The 18,766-nt window shown below is 47.4% G+C and carries 12 protein-coding genes and 1 riboswitch; of the genes, 7 read left to right on the forward strand and 5 right to left on the reverse strand.

Features of this window, described 5'->3' with window-relative positions; genetic code table 11:
* Positions 1–703 precede the first annotated feature (703 nt).
* On the forward strand, positions 704–1,366 hold the full coding sequence (locus tag ACIDITHRIX25_RS85680) for an SDR family NAD(P)-dependent oxidoreductase (RefSeq protein ID WP_201733753.1): 663 nt from the start codon (positions 704–706) through the stop codon (positions 1,364–1,366).
* Positions 1,367–1,615: 249 nt separating this feature from the next.
* Here the strand turns inward: ACIDITHRIX25_RS85680 and ACIDITHRIX25_RS85685 are convergent, their stop codons facing one another.
* From ACIDITHRIX25_RS85685 to ACIDITHRIX25_RS85695, 3 genes are all read right to left on the reverse strand, one after another.
* Positions 1,616–3,088, reverse strand: a complete 1,473-nt coding sequence (locus ACIDITHRIX25_RS85685; RefSeq protein WP_201733644.1) for a beta propeller repeat protein — start codon at positions 3,086–3,088, stop codon at positions 1,616–1,618.
* Positions 3,089–3,423: 335 nt separating this feature from the next.
* Positions 3,424–3,894: a hypothetical protein gene (locus tag ACIDITHRIX25_RS85690; protein WP_201733645.1), complete on the reverse strand. Its 471-nt coding sequence runs from the start codon at positions 3,892–3,894 to the stop codon at positions 3,424–3,426.
* A gap of 152 nt (positions 3,895–4,046) precedes the next feature.
* Positions 4,047–5,180, reverse strand: coding sequence for a cysteine desulfurase family protein (locus ACIDITHRIX25_RS85695; RefSeq protein WP_201733646.1), 1,134 nt, complete (start codon positions 5,178–5,180; stop codon positions 4,047–4,049).
* Between the two features lie 459 nt (positions 5,181–5,639).
* Here ACIDITHRIX25_RS85695 and pcaDC point away from each other — a divergent pair, with 459 nt between their 5' ends.
* Positions 5,640–6,776 carry a bifunctional 3-oxoadipate enol-lactonase/4-carboxymuconolactone decarboxylase PcaDC gene (gene pcaDC, locus ACIDITHRIX25_RS85700; protein WP_052606565.1) on the forward strand — a complete coding sequence of 379 codons (1,137 nt, stop codon included), beginning with the start codon at positions 5,640–5,642 and terminating at the stop codon, positions 6,774–6,776.
* A 1,177-nt stretch (positions 6,777–7,953) separates the two neighbouring features.
* Positions 7,954–9,951 carry an MFS transporter gene (locus tag ACIDITHRIX25_RS85705; protein WP_201733647.1) on the forward strand — a complete coding sequence of 666 codons (1,998 nt, stop codon included), beginning with the start codon at positions 7,954–7,956 and terminating at the stop codon, positions 9,949–9,951.
* Between the two features lie 1,054 nt (positions 9,952–11,005).
* On the opposite strand, the gene ACIDITHRIX25_RS85710 is transcribed toward ACIDITHRIX25_RS85705, so the two are convergent.
* Positions 11,006–11,218, reverse strand: coding sequence for a hypothetical protein (locus tag ACIDITHRIX25_RS85710; protein ID WP_201733648.1), 213 nt, complete (start codon positions 11,216–11,218; stop codon positions 11,006–11,008).
* A gap of 72 nt (positions 11,219–11,290) precedes the next feature.
* On the opposite strand from ACIDITHRIX25_RS85710, the gene ACIDITHRIX25_RS85715 reads away from it, so the two are divergent.
* The 4 genes from ACIDITHRIX25_RS85715 to ACIDITHRIX25_RS85730 all read left to right on the forward strand — a co-directional run bounded on the left by ACIDITHRIX25_RS85715 (position 11,291) and on the right by ACIDITHRIX25_RS85730 (position 15,879).
* Positions 11,291–11,614: a hypothetical protein gene (locus ACIDITHRIX25_RS85715; RefSeq protein WP_201733649.1), complete on the forward strand. Its 324-nt coding sequence runs from the start codon at positions 11,291–11,293 to the stop codon at positions 11,612–11,614.
* A 33-nt stretch (positions 11,615–11,647) separates the two neighbouring features.
* Positions 11,648–12,643, forward strand: a complete 996-nt coding sequence (locus ACIDITHRIX25_RS85720; RefSeq protein ID WP_201733650.1) for a hypothetical protein — start codon at positions 11,648–11,650, stop codon at positions 12,641–12,643.
* Between the two features lie 33 nt (positions 12,644–12,676).
* Positions 12,677–13,549: a hypothetical protein gene (locus tag ACIDITHRIX25_RS85725; RefSeq protein ID WP_213333499.1), complete on the forward strand. Its 873-nt coding sequence runs from the start codon at positions 12,677–12,679 to the stop codon at positions 13,547–13,549.
* A 631-nt stretch (positions 13,550–14,180) separates the two neighbouring features.
* Positions 14,181–14,374, forward strand: a riboswitch (cobalamin riboswitch).
* 38 nt (positions 14,375–14,412) lie between these two features.
* Positions 14,413–15,879, forward strand: a complete 1,467-nt coding sequence (locus ACIDITHRIX25_RS85730) for a purine-cytosine permease family protein (protein WP_201733652.1) — start codon at positions 14,413–14,415, stop codon at positions 15,877–15,879.
* A gap of 553 nt (positions 15,880–16,432) precedes the next feature.
* Here the strand turns inward: ACIDITHRIX25_RS85730 and ACIDITHRIX25_RS85735 are convergent.
* Complete coding sequence (locus tag ACIDITHRIX25_RS85735; RefSeq protein WP_201733653.1) at positions 16,433–18,310, reverse strand: G1 family glutamic endopeptidase; 1,878 nt, start codon at positions 18,308–18,310, stop codon at positions 16,433–16,435.
* Positions 18,311–18,766: the final 456 nt, after the last annotated feature.

Raw genomic sequence — 18,766 nt, forward strand, 5'->3', positions numbered from 1 at the left:
ACCTTCGTAATCTACACCCGAGAATCACAGTACGCAAAGGTCTCAGCGTGGTGGCTTCGAACCGTCATCGCAAAGGAATTTGACTCGTTTGTCTCCTTGTTTAGGATTAAGCTCTCCCGCTCATCGAAGGTTCGCATTGAGAAGCTTTATAATGGCTGTCATAGATCCCGTAGAAGTTTTCCTTTGAATCGTAGGCCAGTGCAAGTTCGGGGTAGCTCGAGCGCAGCGCTTCGACCGCTCCAAATCGCAATTGAGAAAATTCATGGGTGCGCCAGGAAACTCAATCCACGATCCAAAACAAGAGCGATGTGACAAAAGGACAGCGTTTTAACTGACAAGCCTTTGATGCCAAGGCCAAGACCTAGTCCATTGTGCATGATAGCCACCTATCGCTTTGTGAAAGGCAAAAATTGGACAAGGTCGCCTGATGCAACCTATCCCTGAGCAATCTTAATGACTGTAACAACTACTCTGAGGGGATAGATTTTCGGGCGCGAGCGCTGGTAACAACTGATCTTAGATTTAAAAGACAACTTGCAGTGGCTGTTTCTCTCTTGATAGGTTGCCAGAATATGGAGATCACGGCAACCCCTTTCAAAGGACAAAGGAGATTACCCATTGAATCGCTTTAATGGCAGATACGGACCATGGGCTTTGATTGTGGGAGGGAAGCCAAGGATTAGGCGCCCAATGGTCATAAGCACTGGCTAAGCGAGGTCTCAATCTGGTAATAGTTGCTAGACGTGATAATCTTCTAAGCGATTTCACCAATGAGATACAAAATAAATACGGTGTCGAAGCTATAGCACTAGCTATCGATCTATCGTCACCAGAAGCCGTCGATGAAATATTTAATGGCATCAAAGACCTAGATATCGGGATAGCGATATACAACGCAGCCCTCTCGCCGATAGGAAATTTTTCAGAAGTTGATCCTGCGGTGACGAGAGAGACAATCACAACCAACCGCACAACACCGACTCTCTTTTCCCAAAGGTTTCTGAAGCGTCAAAACGAACGTGGCATGGATGGACTAATTGTCGTCTCGTCACTATCGGGGTACGTGGGCTCACCAAGAGTCGCGACTTATGCAGCAACCAAAGCCTACCTCCATGTACTAAGCGAAGGACTTTGGGGCGAGGTAAAAGATAAGAATATCTCCATATTGACGATAACACTGGGAGCCATATCCACGCCTGGACTAATCTCTCGAGCACAAAAAAAGACCCCTGGGCAACTCGATCCGGCAAAAGTCGTTGACCAGAGCTTATCCCACCTTGAGGGAGGGCCAACTTACACACCAGGGCTAAATAACAAGATCGGTCTGACCGTGCTAAACAAAATCCTCCCCAGGTCCTTTCAATAAAAATGATCGCCCTTGCATCTAGCGCAATCACCAAAGGAGATTGACTGCGGCGTGTAAAGTAAAATAGATCCGTCCTAAACACACCTGAGTGTTTGTTTGCACCTAAATTCCACAAACATCCTTTGGTTTACCAATCCAATTAACCACATTGCTAAAGGCACTGATTAGTTATGGAAAAAGAGGGTTCAGAACGAATAGCAAACACCTAAGGGTTGAAGAAGTTTTTCCAGAGAGACTCTCAAAAAGCTTCTATGATGCTCCGGATGCTAAGGCTTGGTCCCATGTGTAGGTAAAAGCACTGGGGGAAACAACTCCCTTTACGTATACCAAAAGAACGCCCTGAGAGACAAAAGAACCATTAGTTACAGATGCTGCACCCATAACTATTGATGTACCTGGTGGAGGTGTCGTCAAGATTGAGTCTCTGTGACCCCAGCAACCGAGAGAATATACAGAACTGCAGTCTATGTTCGAGGATCCGAGGCCATCGTTGTACATCCAGTCGTAGATTGACGACGGTGAAGAGTAGTCATTGGACCAAAGAGTTGTATAGCCAAAAACCCCAGTCGCCCCAGGAATACTTTCATTGCGATAGATAGGGTCAATAAAGCCATTCGCACCTACCGCAGCATCGGAATTCAACTGAGAGACCAAACCCAAGACTAAAGGTAACCCTCGTGCTTGGCGCTCTTGGTTGATCAAGATAAAGAGTTGCTGATCCATAGACATTGACGCAAAGTCACCAGGCAATACCATAGGGCCTAGCCCTTCTAGCGAGGCTCGTGCGTTATTTATGGCAGCGATTGAATCCGAAAGGCAAGTTGCTTCATTATTAGCCAGACATGGCGAAGCGTAGTTAGGCACGGGAGGTACATTGGTAGCTGGATTGCTAGGTGGAAGTATCACCCGAGAAGAATGATTAGAACTGGAAGTTTCACCTGAACCATAAAAGGCTGCGTCTCCATAGGTGAAGATTCCACCGTCGCTTGCGACCATTGAGTAGCCTTTTCCATCTGGAGTAGATGCCATTCCAACTATTGGCTTATTCAGTGGTAGGGCTCCGGCTGAACCGTAAAAGCCAGCATCTCCATAGGTGAAGATTCCACCGTCGCTTGCGACCAACCAATAGCCTTTTCCATCTGGAGTAGATGCCATTCCAACTATTGGCTTATTGAGTGGTAGGGCTCCAGCTGAACCATAAAAGCCTGCGTCTCCATAGGTGAAGATTCCACCGTCGCTTGCGACCAACCAATAGCCTTTTCCATCTGGAGTAGATGCCATTCCAACTATTGGCTTATTTAGTGGTAGGGCTCCAGCGGATCCGTAGAAACCAGCGTCTCCATAGGTGAAGATTCCACCGTCGCTTGCGACCAACCAATAGCCTTTTCCATCTGGAGTAGATGCCATTCCAACTATTGGCTTATTCAGTGGTATTGCTCCAGCTGAACCATAAAAGCCTGCATCTCCGAAGGTGAAGATTCCACCGTCGCTTGCGACCAACCAATAGCCTTTTCCATCTGGAGTAGATGCCATTCCAACTATTGGCTTATTTAGTGGTAGGGCTCCAGCTGAACCATAAAAGCCTGCGTCTCCATACGTGAAGATTCCACCGTCGCTTGCGACCAACCAATAGCCTTTTCCATCTGGAGTAGATGCCATTCCAACTATTGGCTTATTAGAAAATGACGAATTGATCAAAGATGCTCGAGAAGAAAGAGACAAGGAAACATTCCTAGATACTTCAACGAAGTTAGAACCCGTCAGGAGAGGTAGCCCTAAAGACAACATTAAGCAAAAAGAAATCAAGCCCATTATGGTTCGACCCCGGCAAATATGATCTTTCGCTCGTTGATACTTCAAGCAAACCCCCTCAAAAGCCTCTGCATCTAGATCGGCTTCAAAACTTTAGAATTAGCCCTTTTTTAGAGACCACAGTTTCACAAATTAGTCTCTTTCATTACGATAGCCACCAAGTTGCGATTTACCCAGAAAAAAACCGAAATACCACCAATAGATTTATCTAGCGATAAACAAGGAAGCGGCGGGATTGGTCCAAACTAACCATGACCTGGCTGCGTTACCATCAAAATGAGCGCCAAAGAAAATGCAAGGTCAACGATCAAGCTCAACCTTAAAATCTTCTTCATTGCAACCCGAACTTCAGCAGTCATCTCGAAGTTGCCGGTAGTTATCAAACGCCTAACCGTCGCCTCAATTGGCCAGATTAAGGCGCCAGAAATAGTGGCAGCTATCAGATATGCGATAAACGCAATTCGAAGCCATGGAGCATCTACGAACAGTAGGGGATGCTTAGAGAGCGCAATAAGAACGAGTCCAAATAAAAGCGCTACAACAACAAGTACTTTTGGTCCAATCCGCCGCGAACTAAAGTACTTTATACTTTCGGGGTCACCAGTGCTCAGTCGCGATGCATAGAGGCCAGAGAGCCCTACCCCGCCAAACCCAAAAGTGACACTTCCAAAATGCAGACCAAGTAAGACAATATAGATTGGGCTATTTGGGTTCATTTATCATCCAATCTCAAAAGCGCCAATCCAAAAAAACTCATTTAAAATTACTTTAGAGGCAAGATCCTTTTTAGCTTTAGCGATCTCGCAGCTCGAATAGTCTAGAAAACCTCGAAGATTGCAAAGGCGCCAAAAACTTTGAGAGATGATCACTAAAGCTGACCCCCAGTAAGTTGCAAATAGACCTTAGCCACAATCTCGCTAGCTTCGATAATCTCCTCGGCCGTGTTCGAGGTTGAAAATGAGAACCGAAGTGCGCTCTTGGCAAGAAGTTTGTCAACTCCAAGGGCCATGATTACATGACTTGGGTCAAGTGCACCCGAAGCGCACGCCGCTCCACCTGACGCGTACACACCGGCACCATCTAGAAGATACAGCATCTCTTCATTTGTGGTACCAGGAAACAATAGATTAGAAATTGCAGGCGAACGATCGCCATTCAAAGCATTGACGCTCACGTTTGGGAGCAAAGCCGTCAACCTCTCCTCAAAGAGATCACGAATCTTAATCAAGTATTCATGGGTTGTTGACCTTTGAGATTGTGCTTCTTCTAAAGCGACAACCATGGCTCCTATCGAAGGCAAATCATGAGTTCCAGGACGTATATCGCGTTCTTGAGAGCCACCTCGAACAATCGGTCTCAGGGCCGTCCCCTCCTTAACCACCAAAATTCCAGTGCCTTTTGGGCCATTGAACTTGTGACCACTCAAACTAAGACAATCCACCGATGCCACGATCGGGGCTAGATTCAAAATCTGACTGGCCTGAACACCATCGCAATGAAATATCGCTCCACCGCTATGTTTGTGGACCATCCCCGCAAATATCGGTATTGGATTAATGACACCGATCTCATTGTTAACGGCCATTATTGAGACCGCCGCAAGATTACCTCTCTTTTCTTTTAGGTAATCTCGAAAAAGATCTTGATCAATCATACCATCGCCACTGACGGGCACCTTTTCTCCACCGCCGTACTCCACAGGAGAAAGCACCGCCTTGTGCTCAATGGATGAGCACGCCAAGTCGCCCAACTTTCGATGCGAACCCAGAAGCGCTAAATTATTAGATTCAGTAGCACCGGAGGTAAAGTAAACCTCAGAGACGGCACAGCCCAAAACTTGGGACGCACGTTGGCGGTACTCGTCCAATTTCCTGAGTGCCAAGCGCGAAACAGTATGGTTCCCTTGGGGATTTCCATAAAAATCACTAGCGAGCATCTGGTACTCATTAAGTGCCGCCGCCGACATAGGAGTCGTCGAAGCATTGTCTAGATAAATACCCACTTCGACATCTTACCAATTTACTGCCAGGGAGAGATCCCGGAAAGATTTGAAACCCCGGTTGGATCAGCTTGTCAGAACTCTGGGCTTCCCCCAAAGATCAGACCAATCAAACGCGATTTTATGCAGGCTCGAGATCGACCGCCATCGTTTTACCATCAATTCTGCCCACTCGGGGCAGAATTAGTGCCTTGGAGATACGGCTACTCAACTACTCAAGAGCAGCCCTTGCCTTTATCGTTCAAAATGATAATTCAAAAGTCTAAATTACCCTTTCAGAGCGAGCCAATCAACTGCCGTAGCCTAAAGACGCCTATCGATCAAGCTAGTGGTCGGGGCTACCAAGGATAAAACAAAATGCCTCAGCCTTAGCTTTTTGGTAATATCGATCAAAGCCGGGAATGGTGATGAAAATCAAAATAATGGCTGTGCCCTAATAGGAGATCGAAAAAAGGTAAATCAATGATCCCAACCTCATACAAAATAGATGGACCAGATTCAGCGCCACCCCTCGTACTCCTAAACTCGCTCGGTAGCACGATGGATATGTGGAGATATCAACTACCCTTCCTAACTCAGAGATTCAAGGTAATCAGAGTCGACACTCGCGGCCATACGAGAGATACAAAACCACCGTCGGGACCATACTCAATCCAAGAACTTGGAAGCGACATAGTTGATCTCATAAAGCATCTGGACCTTAATATGGTATCGCTATGTGGCCTCTCACTAGGTGGGATGATAGCCATGAATATAGCGGCCAACCAGCCAAACCTCGTAGATAAGCTGATAGTATCATCTTCATCTTCTTATCTACCTCCGCTGCAAGGTTGGCAAGAACGGGCCCACACCGTTAGGACAAGCGGAACTGCATCTATCGCCGAAGCTTTGATCAAACGATGGTTCAGCGAAGCCTTTATAGCTTCTCACCCGCAAGAAGTTTCTTCGGTTATACAAATGATCGAATCGATTCCTGACGAAGGTTACGCTTGGTGCGCAGAGGCAATTGGCCACATGGACCAACGTCACCTTTTAGCAAAGATAACAGCGCCAACACTGCTCGTAGGCGGCTCCATGGATCCAGTAACGCCACCATCAATGATTTTTGAGACACACAGCGCCATCAAATCTTCATCTCTAACGATAGTTCCCGACGCATCGCACCTGTTGAATATTGAAAAACCCGATCAGTTTAATCAAGTCGTATCGAATTTCCTCTTAGACTCCCAAACCAGCAGGGGATCTCGAATCCGCCGAAGCGTACTTGGAGACAAACATGTCGACAGATCCATAGCTACTGCAAATTCATTCGATCAAGACTTCAAAGACTTCATTACAGGTTATGCATGGGGCGAAGTTTGGTCACGACCCGGGCTAGATCTAAAGATGCGCTCGGCAATCACGATTGCCGCCCTAACGGCGCTTGGTCGCGAAAAAGAGCTCTACCTTCATATCAAAGGAGCACTTAGGAATGGCATTACGGAGGCTGAACTGAGCGAGATACTTATTCATGTTGCTATTTACGCTGGTGTTCCTGCTTCAAATTCAGCATTCGAAATTGCCAGCAAAGTTCTAAGCGAGGACCCAGCCACATGGTAGCAAACGCGACTCAATTCCAATCTCGACCATGACAAGGAGACCCACCGCTAAGCCTTGGCTTTTAGCTGGCAACAGTGGTGTTTGGATTGTCTTTACTTGAATGCAAATTCCCATTGCACCTGGCGAATTACCTAACCGTTCATGTCAAGCCAAGAACTTTTAGGTAGTAGTAGAACTATTGCAGCCTTAGGCACAAGACTAAAAAGCCATATCAAACTAGCCATCGGTTGGAGTGGCTACGATTACCCTTATAGCTTTTCATTTCAACGCTGAACTATTCGTAGTGATTGAGAAATGGCCCGAGTCATATGCAAGATAGTGATCACACCTAAGATTATCGTAATACCTATCTTGGTAAAATATGGTCTCTTAGATTCAGGTTCGACACCTTCTCACCTTTTAAATTCTTAAATTCGCGCCTAGCAACTTCGAGCACCGCGTCCATATGACAAGTAGAAATTGACGGACCTTTTGGATTGGCAATGGCGACTGATGAGTTATGGATAAAGAGGCGACGATCTATCTTCCTCCTCGGTCACTTGCGCGGTAGTGATCCGAGGGTTATTCAACATCTTCGATCGGGGGTAAATGGCGATCTCAATCCACAAAAAGCGCCAAAGAAACAAGAACCAATGAGGGGCACTTTGTCTTTCCATGAAGAGTTCTTTCAGAATTAGCTCTATTGCTGCATTAGCAATTGAGCTAATTCACCCGAGAGGTGGTAATGTCCCTACTCTTGCAATACCTAGTCCCCGAAATGATTGTTTAGAGCTATTGGTGCAATGTTGTGGCTTTATCGACTCGTGATCGGTGGAATTAAAGACTTTCTATACGACTTCTAGACTCTAGGTGATAATTAATCATGGCTTTAGCAGTCGCCGAAAAAGATGGCACTCCCCCCAAAAAGTCAAAGACGCTCCCTGGAGGCAGGCAATGTGCTTATTCTGAATTAGAGCTACGATCTCGTCATTTACCCCCGAAGGCTCGCTTGCCTCGACTCAGAGTAACGCGAAATTAAAATCACCAATTTTTCGACGTTGGTTTAAAAGGAGTACCCATATGTGTCAAATGTCACGCAATACCGATCCTCCATGTTGTATCATCGGTTCTGACACCAGAATTTAATTTGGTGCAGTAATCAACCGGGGGGTTGTAAGTGCAATCTTGGGGGAAATATATGACTACATCAGTAACTGATCGCGTCTCGGGGGAAACGCCCAAAGGAGGATCGGGCTTTAGTCTTACCAATCGAAGACTTGAGTCCTATCCAGAGTTTGGACCCCGCATGGTGCAATTAGCGATTGTCGTTTTAGTGACAATCGCACTTTATTACGAACTTTACGTGGGTGGATCGGTTACGACCATTCTGCTTCCAAAGCTAGGAATGAGCTTCACATTTTACGTGACAGCCCTTGCCTTTGGTAATCTAATTGGAGCCTTTGGATCGCTGGCCGCTGGCCTTTCTGATCGTCTCGGCCGAGCGAACATAGTCGTCGCGGGTCTCTTGATAACGGGCCTCGCTACCGCTTTCGTGATACCATCCATGACTTCAAAATGGTCGTTCGTTATCGCGACTTACCTAGTCGGAATCGTTGAAGGAATCGCCCTTGTTGCCACTCCGGCTCTAATCCGAGACTTTTCGCCACAAACCGGTAGGGCAACCGCGATGGGACTTTGGACAACTGGACCAGTCTTGGGAAGTCTCGTAGTATCTGTCGTAGGTTCCACCACCATAACAGCTACGACACAATGGCCATATGAATATCGCATCTGCGGAATCGTTGGCCTCGTAATCTTTGTTATCGCGCTTTTCGGCCTCCGCGAGCTCTCGCCAAACCTTCGCGACCAGCTAATGGTTTCTGTTAAAGACCGAGTTCTAATTGAGGCAAGGGCAAAAGGAATCGACATTGAGGCCTCCCTGAAGAACCCTTGGCGCCAGATGTTAAAGGCTGATATTATCATATCGGCCGTGGCGGTGTCGATCCTGCTTTTGATCTACTATACGGCTGTAGCCTTTGGCACGGTCCTGCTTACCACCGTCTTTGGCTTCTCTCTCAAAAACGCCAACGGAATTGCCAATTGGCAGTGGGCTGCCAATGCTATAGCCCTGATCCTGGTGGGTATAATCTCCGACAAAGTAAGGGTCCGTAAGCCATTCATGATCGTTGGAGGTATAGGAGCTATAATTCTTACGATCGTATTCATCTTCAAACTTGGCCACACAAACAGCTACTACGAGATTGCATTTTTACTGGCCGGAATCTCCATCTTCCTAGCCTTCGCATATGCGCCATGGATGGCCAGCTTTACCGAAACAGTAGAAGCCAGAAATCCGGCACTGACTGCGACTGGTCTTGCAGTTTGGGGATGGATCTTGAGAGTGATCGTCTTTGTAGCATTTTTGGTAGTCCCGGCCGTCGTCAATTCAGCAACTCCTTTGGTTGAATACGGAGCTCAAGTCCAGGCTTACGCCACGCAAGATCAAAGTCAACTTGCCTTCGCGGCCTCGCATGGACCTCTACTCGCATTTGTCCAGAGCCACGGCTCTTTGATCGCTTTCGCCCAGTCTCACCCTACAATAATTCAAACGGCCACTACCTACTCAGCACAGCTAGCTGACGCGCAAAAATTTGCACCGGAGTTAGCCGTAATTGAGGCCCACCCGGCCATCTTCACTCAATTGGCTGGTTATTCAAATCCCGCTACGATCCCACCTGCACTCTTATCCCAAGCACTTACCGCTGCTGGAGGCGGAGCTAAAGGTGGAGCAATCCTTGCCTCAATCTCGGCGAATAAGGCCGCCATTGAGGGAGTCATAGCTGTAGCTTCACAATTGCAGAGCCTCGCTCCATATGCGACCCAGCTCAAAGCAATCGCTGCAAACGCTACGCAGTTCCAAGCACTTTCGGCTAACGCCTCGGAATTGGGGGCGCTGCAAAAAGCATCTAGCCAACTCAACTTCCTAAAGCTTCATGCGCCAGCTGTTCAAAGCGATGCAAAGCAGTCGCCTAAGCAATGGCAAACTTGGTACTGGATCTGCGCAGCTGCTTGTGTGCTATTTTTAGCCAGCGTACCGCTCATGCGAGGGCGCTGGAGTCCTAAAAAGGCAAAAGAGGATGAGGATGCTCACGAAGCAATGGTTGCAAAAGAGATGGAAAATTTGCATCTCGTCTGAAGTACATAGTCTGTCCACATAACCAAAACTCTTAAGACGGTCGTGAACTAGCCTTCCATTCGAAGTAGTTCACGACCGTCTTCCAATTTATGGAGCACCTTCGCGATCTAAAATTTAACTACGATGGTTCAAATTGCTAAAAAAAGATCAGCAATGGATCCAATGGGTCAACACTTGGAGATATTAGAAATTAAATAGGATTGACGGTGTTAGCTCAAGACGAAAAGATCTCTAGAAACCTAAATCACATCAGGATAAACACCTCTCATCGACCCCCAAACGCTCTCGATCTGAAACATAAATCTTCGATTCAAGGTAGCGCACTGATCTTCCAACACTATTTTAACGAAATTCCTCGTTACTTCGATAGCCATGAAACTCTTGATAAGCCACCGATAGGTTTCGAAATCGGAATCTTGTTAGACCTCTAGACATTACATCAAGTGATATCCGTGCGAAGTTTAGCTTCGAAAATAACTTTTATTCCATTTTCGGCCCGCTGCTTTAGCAAATTGAAACGACCTAACCTCACCACTTTCTGCCCTAAAAAGTCCGATAAGCAAGAGACCTGGCAAATCATTTCAAATATAGCCAAAGCGCTACATCGACGTAACGCTCGACTAGCAGATCTACAATTCGATCCTCTTTATTGATAGACATCTCGAAACGAATTATTCTTTTCCATCACGTATTCAATGCTCGCAACTCAAATTTTTGATAGGATCTATTCAATGGTTACTCCCTAAGATTAGCGATGGAAATCTTGCTTATCTTAAAGAGGCTTAAGGCTTACTGGAGGGCCTGGGTAGGTCATGGCTGATGGTTTTGAAAAATCCATACAAAAATTTCAATTCCAACATCATCTCTCGAACTCATTGACCTCCGCCATCATTTCAACTCGAGAAACTGTAATAAAATCGACTCAAGGTGATAGACAAATACCGGCGTTACCAATAGGTCCTGAATCTGACCGTTTTAATAGAAAGATACACTCCTTGAAGCCAAGCCATGATCAATCTACATACCGTCTTAGCTAAAGATATAGCCTCAAAAGTTAAGCCTGAAGACAAAGCCACGCATCCCGCTCCATCTGAGCTCGAGCAAATTCACGCCAAACGAACATCTTTGTGTAGCGATGGTGAATGTAGTGTCCCTTGGGTTCGTCATATCCGATCCGATGTAACGCAGAGATAGCCCCGACCCTACCTATGGCATCTTCAAAGCGACTTGGGTGCAATTTAGGTAGTGAAGCTGCTGAAATAAACACAAAGCATTAAGCACTACACCTTCACAATATTTTAAGGTAGTTGATAGCTGTCGCCAAGAAAGGCAAACCGATATGAGTGAGGTTTTCGAACAATTCAATGCCGGGCCATATGATCTTTGGCAGATCTGCGATAGTTCTTTAGATGCGAGCGAGAATATTCTTAGCACTATGAGTGTAATGTCGGAAAATTCCTTACTCGATAGGGGCAATCAAGCCATGATCAGTGATGACTTTCCAACGCCCACGCACCCACCGAGAATAGTTCTTCGACCACTCTCCATAGAGTCGACCACACCTGGAAGCCGAGCCAGCGCCGGCATTCTCTCTCGCCTTGAGCGGGTACTGACTCTCAACCCGAGCCACGAAGGCGAAGCACTCGAAGATCTTGAAATCTAGCTTAGGCGACTTCTAATAGCAGTAAGGATTGCTATGATTGGCTTCCCAATCTTTGGTCTACTTGCTTATTTTGGCCAATACGCCCATCCCTATCTCGTCGCCGGCGGAATCGCAGTAGCAATTCTTGGCGGGTGTTGTGAAATTTCACTTTTGCGAAAGGGAGCACAACTCGGCGGACGCATCATCCTCCCCTTTGACTTAGCTATCATCGCCATCGTGGCTCTACTTAGCATCATTGGCGCAGGACCACTCGGAAGGAGGCATGGCCTCGATGGCTTTACCCCATATGTAATGATGATCGCTGGCCTTGCCGGAATTGGTGCCGGAATGTCCTGGCGTGGAATAACGATCACCGCAATTGCAGGGGCAATTTGGGCCGTAATGCCTTTAGGAAGAGGAGCAATTATCTGGAATGACGAAGGGGGTTTTCTCCTTTGGCTCATATCAGGATCACTCGTCGCCGCCGCGTTACGCCTCTTTGCCACGCGGCTCGACCAAGCTGTAGCGGATCGGATCATAGCAGAACGAGCGGCAGAAAGAGCCGAACAAGAACATTGGATCCACGAGGACCTCATAGGTCTATGTGAAAGACTTGCACACGGAACCAGTGCGCCTGGAGATCGCCGGCTTGCCAGAAGAATCGCTGACCGTGCACGCGTTGGCGTTCTTGGGGATGCCCGATCCCATTCCGGAATAGTCGAAGGCCTCTCCGATCTACGCGACCAAGCCGTTCAGCTAGGAGCACGCCTTGAAGTCGTCCCACTCATAATACAAGAGCCACCGCTGACCATTACAGAAACCGCCCTGCGGCTGCTCGAGGGTTTTCTTGGCAACGCAGTTCATGACGGCGGAGCTACCGTCTGTGAACTAGCGGTAGAATCCGACCAAATGAGCCTCAACATGCACCTCTTGGGCCATGGATTGGGATTCGATCCAAGACACACCAAGTGGTCTCCACACACACACAATAAGACTAGTCAACGATGCCCGTTCGGTGAACTTGCAGATAAGCGTGCAAAGCGACCCTGATCTGGGAAGCCGATGGGAATTGAGATGGCAAGCATGAATCAACAATCGAGAGTTAAACACACTCAAGAGTTAAGGGACGATTGTGTCGGTAAACGTGCACTCGTGATCGACAACGACGCAACAGCCGCTCTCGGACTGAGCGTTGCGCTTGAACGTCTAGGAGTAAGCGTCGTCGCTGAGATCTCTCGGATTGAAGAGTCCGTTGACTATCCCGCCGAAATCGTCTGCTGCGACCTTGTTTTAAGTCGAGAAGGACGCGCGCTTCAAGGAGCCGCCGGCGTTGCTGAACTGGTTTCACAAGGTAGAAATATCCTAGCTCTTTCCAGTGTAGCTCGCGCCAACGAGGTGGGCGATGTTATCGGCGTTGGCGCACTAGGTTTTATAGACCGAGACAATTTAGACTGGGGGGACTTTGGCATTGCAGTTGGTGATATCAGCAGTGGCCAACGCCATCTTTCACGCTCGCTAGCGGCACGACACCTCTCCGACATCAATGATCGGCCCCTTCCCGGCAACTTTGAGCTCTCCCAAAGCTCGAAGCACTTACTTGAGGAACTCTTCGCCAAAGGCGACGAGGTTCTCAGGGCCATTCCCACCCAAGAGCTTGATGCCATAACAAGTCAAATTTGGTCAACGTGGTCGCGCCGTACGATCCGTTATCGGCTGAACCTTAGCAAGCGTTACCTTGAGCTTCTCCGTCGATTTCACGATGGTGCAAGCCCTGAAGCAATAGCCAAAGCTATGAATGTCTCGATCGGTACCGTCCATGCGGACCAAGATCGCATCAAAGCAGCCCTTCTTGCCACCTACGGAAAAGACTTAAGGCGAGAGGCTGCTTGTCGGCTCGTCTGGCAACTTGTCGACGGGCAACTGAGGTGGGGGGATAGAAGCGGTGAGTTAAAATGACATTGCAACTATCTGGATAATCCACTACTCCCTCCCCCAAACTAGATCAGCACTAAAAGAAGAAAAACTCTAGGGCAAAGATGTAAAACATTGCTCTGCCAATATCTAGCGACCAAACAAGAAGGTCACCTACCTAATCTTTAACCGTGGGGACCCGCCAGCACTACCGTAGAAATAGGCGACAGTACCGCTGACATAAGACTGCTCAAGGGGAATCTATTGGACTACTAGGTCTGTTACTTTTGACTAACTACCATGCAAACTTGCGAAGCCTCTGTGGGTTTCATCGCAATCAGGTTGCCTAAAGTAATAACTTCCCTCAGTTCAGCTATCTACCCGTTGCATTGAGGTCTAGATAAAAGAGTTAGACAGGCGCTGGCATGTCACCAATCCCGGCCTCAATAAATCCGTGGTACTAATCACGCCTTGGTGGAACCGTGAAACCCCCGATATCGCTTATATCAAAACCCACATAAGGCCCTTCGCTCAGACCAAGACAAAATAGTCAATTGGATACATTAGATCTTCAGGGTCAACGCCAAAAAGTCGTACTATCCAAAGCTTCAAGTCCCCAATAGATCAAATTACTGCCTTTAAAGATTTGCGCAAGCGCCTAGTGAATGGTATCGTCTCTACTACGTTGTCACGAGGTGCCCAAATCGGTCTTTGACCGAGGGAGAATCGGGAACTAGGTGAAACTCCTAGGCGGGCCCGCCACTGTAAACGGAGAGTCTATGTTCAATATGCCACTGAGAATTCCTCGGGAAGGCGAACAGTGACGTTTGATCCGCAAGCCAGGAGACCGGCCTCGATGATTTCGTAAACTACCCCTGGAAGCGGTAGTCAACCTTAAGGGTATAACTGTGTCACTTCTTTCGAGAGTAAAGACGTCACTAGAAAGTCAGCAGTTGTCAAAGACAACTCCAAACCAAAGATGGAAGCCCGAGACCTACGGTCTTGGAGCTATCTACGACCATGACCGAATCTCAAAACCTCGAGATCTGATCTGGATTTGGATGGCTGCGAACATCGGACTCGTTGCCGTCGTATACGGGGCAATAATGGCCGCAATGGCACTCGATCCCCTCCAAGCGATCATCCTCGCGATAATCGCGTCAATTGGATCATTCATTCCAGTTGGTCTACTGAGCATCTCGGGAAAACGTTACGGCGAACCCATGCTCGGCCTGTCCGTAAGAGTCTTCGGCAACAAATTCAACAAAGGACCCGCCTTCGCTAGTTGGCTCAGCCTATTGGGTTGGGAGACAATTACAGCAGTCATTGCGACCGAAGCCATCGAATCATTCCTTGGTAGCCACTCTTCTAGCCACAAAAATGAATTATCCATTCTGATCCTCACCGCCATAACAATTATCTCCTTATTAGCCAGTCGCCTAGGCCATAGAGCGATAGTCACTATTCAAAAGATCATTGCATGGATCTTCGGGTCAGCTACAGTCTTACTAATATTGGAAGTCGGTAACAAAACCGCCCTGGGCGTCTCTAATCAAGCGCATCCCGCGCCACTCACCTCAGTTTTGGCATCAGCCTCAATAATTGCAGCAAGTGGAGGGATTTCTTGGCTAAATGCAAGCGCTGACTATTCCCGATATCTTCGACGAACTGAACCTTCGTTTAAAGTAACGATTTACACAGCGCTGGGAGCTGGGATCCCATTTTCGATATTAATAATCTTTGGCTATCTGCTCGCCAAGTCGATTCCTTCGTTGGCTGGAAGTGAAAATCCAATACACGCTCTTGGCGTCTTACTTCCAACTTGGATGGTTGGCCCATATATCACACTGGCTATTGCTGGATTGATAGCCCAAATGATCCTTGGCCTTTATTCTTCGGGCCTAAGCCTACTGGCTCTTGGCATTCGGACCAAGCGCACCAAGACCGTGTTCGTTGATGCTGCTATAGTCGTCGCATTGGGAGCTTGGATTGTAACAAAACCAGGACCGATCCTTACAACCTTGGTGAGTCTGGTGGAACTCTTAGCTGTGCCAATTAGCTCATGGGCCGTCGTCTTTGCAATCGGAATCATTGCCGAAAATGGCTCCATGATCCAAAAAAGTGGTTTCATCAGTCGTTGGAATTCGTTCGTATCTTGGATTACAGGGACATTCGCAGGATTAGCATTGACCAACTCTTCGGTCTTTAGTGGCCCATTTGGCAATGGCACCATTGGAAAAGATAACTTAGGATTCGTAGTTGGCGCTATGGTAGCACTCGGGTTATATGTGACCGTAAGCACTTTGGATCGACACTTCAAAAAAGATAAAGAGCCCTTATCGGTTGTCGCCTTGACAAACGAAGCCCGACTCTGAACACCGAGCCGAGATAAAAAAGTCGAGTTAGAAAAAATCGAGTTAGAAAAAGTCAAGGCAATTGAGGTAAATGTGATCGGAATCCACATCAGACCTTCTCAGTCAAACATTTGGCCAAGGTTCTCTTGTCCCAAATAACCTCTATCAACTCTGGCTTCTTCTTCGGACAGGGACGTTTGGCAAGAAAAGTCAAATTCCAATTATCGTTTAACTCTCTGATTTGAAATGCAACTCTTCAATCTCAGCTTCCAAAAGTTCGAACCAATTGATAGCAAAAGCTAACTCGCAACCACCAGCATTAGTCATCCAGGTGGACCAAGATCCAAGGAGTAAATCAAAGGCACTACGTCATAGGCACTACGTCATAGGTGCTACGTCATAGGTGCTACGTTTTGCACAAGGAGCAAATACTTCCCAAAACTTGTGCCTCTCGGTCTATGTACGTATTATCAAATCTCAACATAGCACCTTCTTCAAGAACACCTTGGGATGCGGTTTCTTGCCCAGACGATAGCATATCCCGGCAAGAAACCGCCCAAGGGCATAAGAGCAGCTAGAAGTAACTAACGGTGAACGAGCCAGAGGAGGAGATCGGCCCCGGCGAAGCAACCAACGAACCACCTTGATACATATCAAAAGGAATCAAGGAATTCAAAGTTGCCGAAGTCGATCTACTCGCATTCACAAACTTAACATCGCTAAAGGGTGTCAAAGTAGCAACTGAACCATTGATCTGAGGCGCCTCTACGATCCACTCGGCCGAACTAGCAGGCCCGCTATAAGAAGATACGGTGGAAAAACTCTCTCCATTTGTAGTATCCGTAACGTTGATCTGCCATTGCCCACCAGACACCTGAGAAATGGAAACCGCAACAGAATCACCTGGTGAAACGTTGATCGATGAGATCGGGGTAGCGGACGCTGGTAGCACTTCCCACCAAGCATAGAGCTGAACCTGATTGCTACCTACTACCGGTTGCTCGGCAATTCCAGCCTGAATCAAATTTTGATTAGACGAAGGATAGCCATCAACGCCAACCCAAACAGATGAAGCACAATTTTGACTAACCTGTCCTGGAGTCCCTAGGTTACAATTGGCCGGCAATGCAGATGGAATGGCGGGAACATTAAATGTTGCGCTTACCCCTGTGAATCCACTTCCACTTGCAATATAACCCGCCCAATTAGTCGACCTGTTGCCAACAACCATCGGCAATGAAGATGACGCAGAGACACCACTGGCGTCTACAACACTAAGAGATATTGTGAATACCCCATAAGCAAGTGGTATTCCACTAATAACCCCAGTAGAAGAAAGTGCTAACCCAGGCGGCAGACCCGAACCACCCCACGTATAGCCACCAACTCCTCCACTTGCACCAAGTTGAAAGGAATAGTTCAAACCAACCACCGCTCCAGAAATCGAAGTCGTGGTTACCGCTAATGTGGAATTGCCAAGAGGTGTGGTTGGAGTACCTCCTACCGAAGTCGACGGCGCACTACTCGATGGAACAATCATTCCAACTATTGGCTTATTGAGTGGTATTGATCCAGCGGATCCATAGAAACCTGCATCTCCATAGGTGAAGATTCCACCGTCGCTTGCGACCAACCAATAGCCTTTTCCATCTGGAGTAGATGCCATTCCAACTATTGGCTTATTTAGTGGTAGGGCTCCGGCTGAACCGTAAAAGCCAGCATCTCCATAGGTGAAGATTCCACCGTCGCTTGCGACCAACCAATAGCCTTTTCCATCTGGAGTAGATGCCATTCCAACTATTGGCTTATTTAGTGGTAGGGCTCCGGCTGAACCGTAAAAGCCAGCATCTCCATAGGTGAAGATTCCACCGTCGCTTGCGACCAACCAATAGCCTTTTCCATCTGGAGTAGATGCCATTCCAACTATTGGCTTATTGAGTGGTAGGGCTCCAGCTGAACCATAAAAGCCTGCGTCTCCATAGGTGAAGATTCCACCGTCGCTTGCGACCAACCAATAGCCTTTTCCATCTGGAGTAGATGCCATTCCAACTATTGGCTTATTGAGTGGTAGGGCTCCAGCTGAACCATAAAAGCCTGCGTCTCCATAGGTGAAGATTCCACCGTCGCTTGCGACCAACCAATAGCCTTTTCCATCTGGAGTAGATGCCATTCCAACTATTGGCTTATTGAGTGGTAGGGCTCCAGCTGAACCATAAAAGCCTGCGTCTCCATAGGTGAAGATTCCACCGTCGCTTGCGACCAATGAGTAGCCACCAGCGACTGACACAGGGGATGAACTTAGCTTACTAGAGACCAGTCTCTGTCCCATAGGAGGATAGACAATCCCCATGGCACCGACGAACAGCGCCACGACAAAGAAGATTCTACCCACAAAAAGCGCTAAAACACGAGAAGTCAATCTCGACGGGACATTAATTCGATACAACTTCACTTGCCTAAACTCCCCACAAACCCAAAAACGTGCTCAAAAAACTAATCTTTCCTTAGCATTATGTTGAAACACCACAAAGAATATCGACTAGAACGAGCGCGGGGTTCAATCTACATTGACATAAATGCTCGCGTTATCGCAATGTCCAGAGCGGGGATCAATTACTCATACGCAAAACAATAGCTTTCCCCGCATATAAGTCCCACGCTAAGGGAGCGATTCTTACATTTTCAAGAATACCACTTTAAAAACACCATCTAAAAATGAAGCGTAGACTCATATAGCTCAGTTGCGCCTCGCGCATTAAAGCAGTACATCCTTCTCAAGTTCGTAAGTTTTATCCCTAGTGAGATTGGAAAACTCCAAGCTGCTAGTGCTTGAAGGCTCCTAATTAATTGATCCGCTACCTATGTGAGCCCTGTATCCATAATGTAAATATAAAGAAATTGACATGCA

The organism is Acidithrix sp. C25 (assembly GCF_904848545.2).

What these genes read in the sequence shown, in the direction of transcription:
- ACIDITHRIX25_RS85715 (WP_201733649.1), top strand. Translation starts at nt 11,291, where the DNA reads ATGAGTGAGGTTTTCGAACAATTCAATGCCGGGCCATATGATCTTTGG.
- ACIDITHRIX25_RS85690 (WP_201733645.1), bottom strand. Translation starts at nt 3,894, where the DNA reads ATGAACCCAAATAGCCCAATCTATATTGTCTTACTTGGTCTGCATTTT.
- pcaDC (WP_052606565.1), top strand. Translation starts at nt 5,640, where the DNA reads ATGATCCCAACCTCATACAAAATAGATGGACCAGATTCAGCGCCACCC.
- ACIDITHRIX25_RS85705 (WP_201733647.1), top strand. Translation starts at nt 7,954, where the DNA reads ATGACTACATCAGTAACTGATCGCGTCTCGGGGGAAACGCCCAAAGGA.
- ACIDITHRIX25_RS85720 (WP_201733650.1), top strand. Translation starts at nt 11,648, where the DNA reads ATGATTGGCTTCCCAATCTTTGGTCTACTTGCTTATTTTGGCCAATAC.
- ACIDITHRIX25_RS85725 (WP_213333499.1), top strand. Translation starts at nt 12,677, where the DNA reads ATGAATCAACAATCGAGAGTTAAACACACTCAAGAGTTAAGGGACGAT.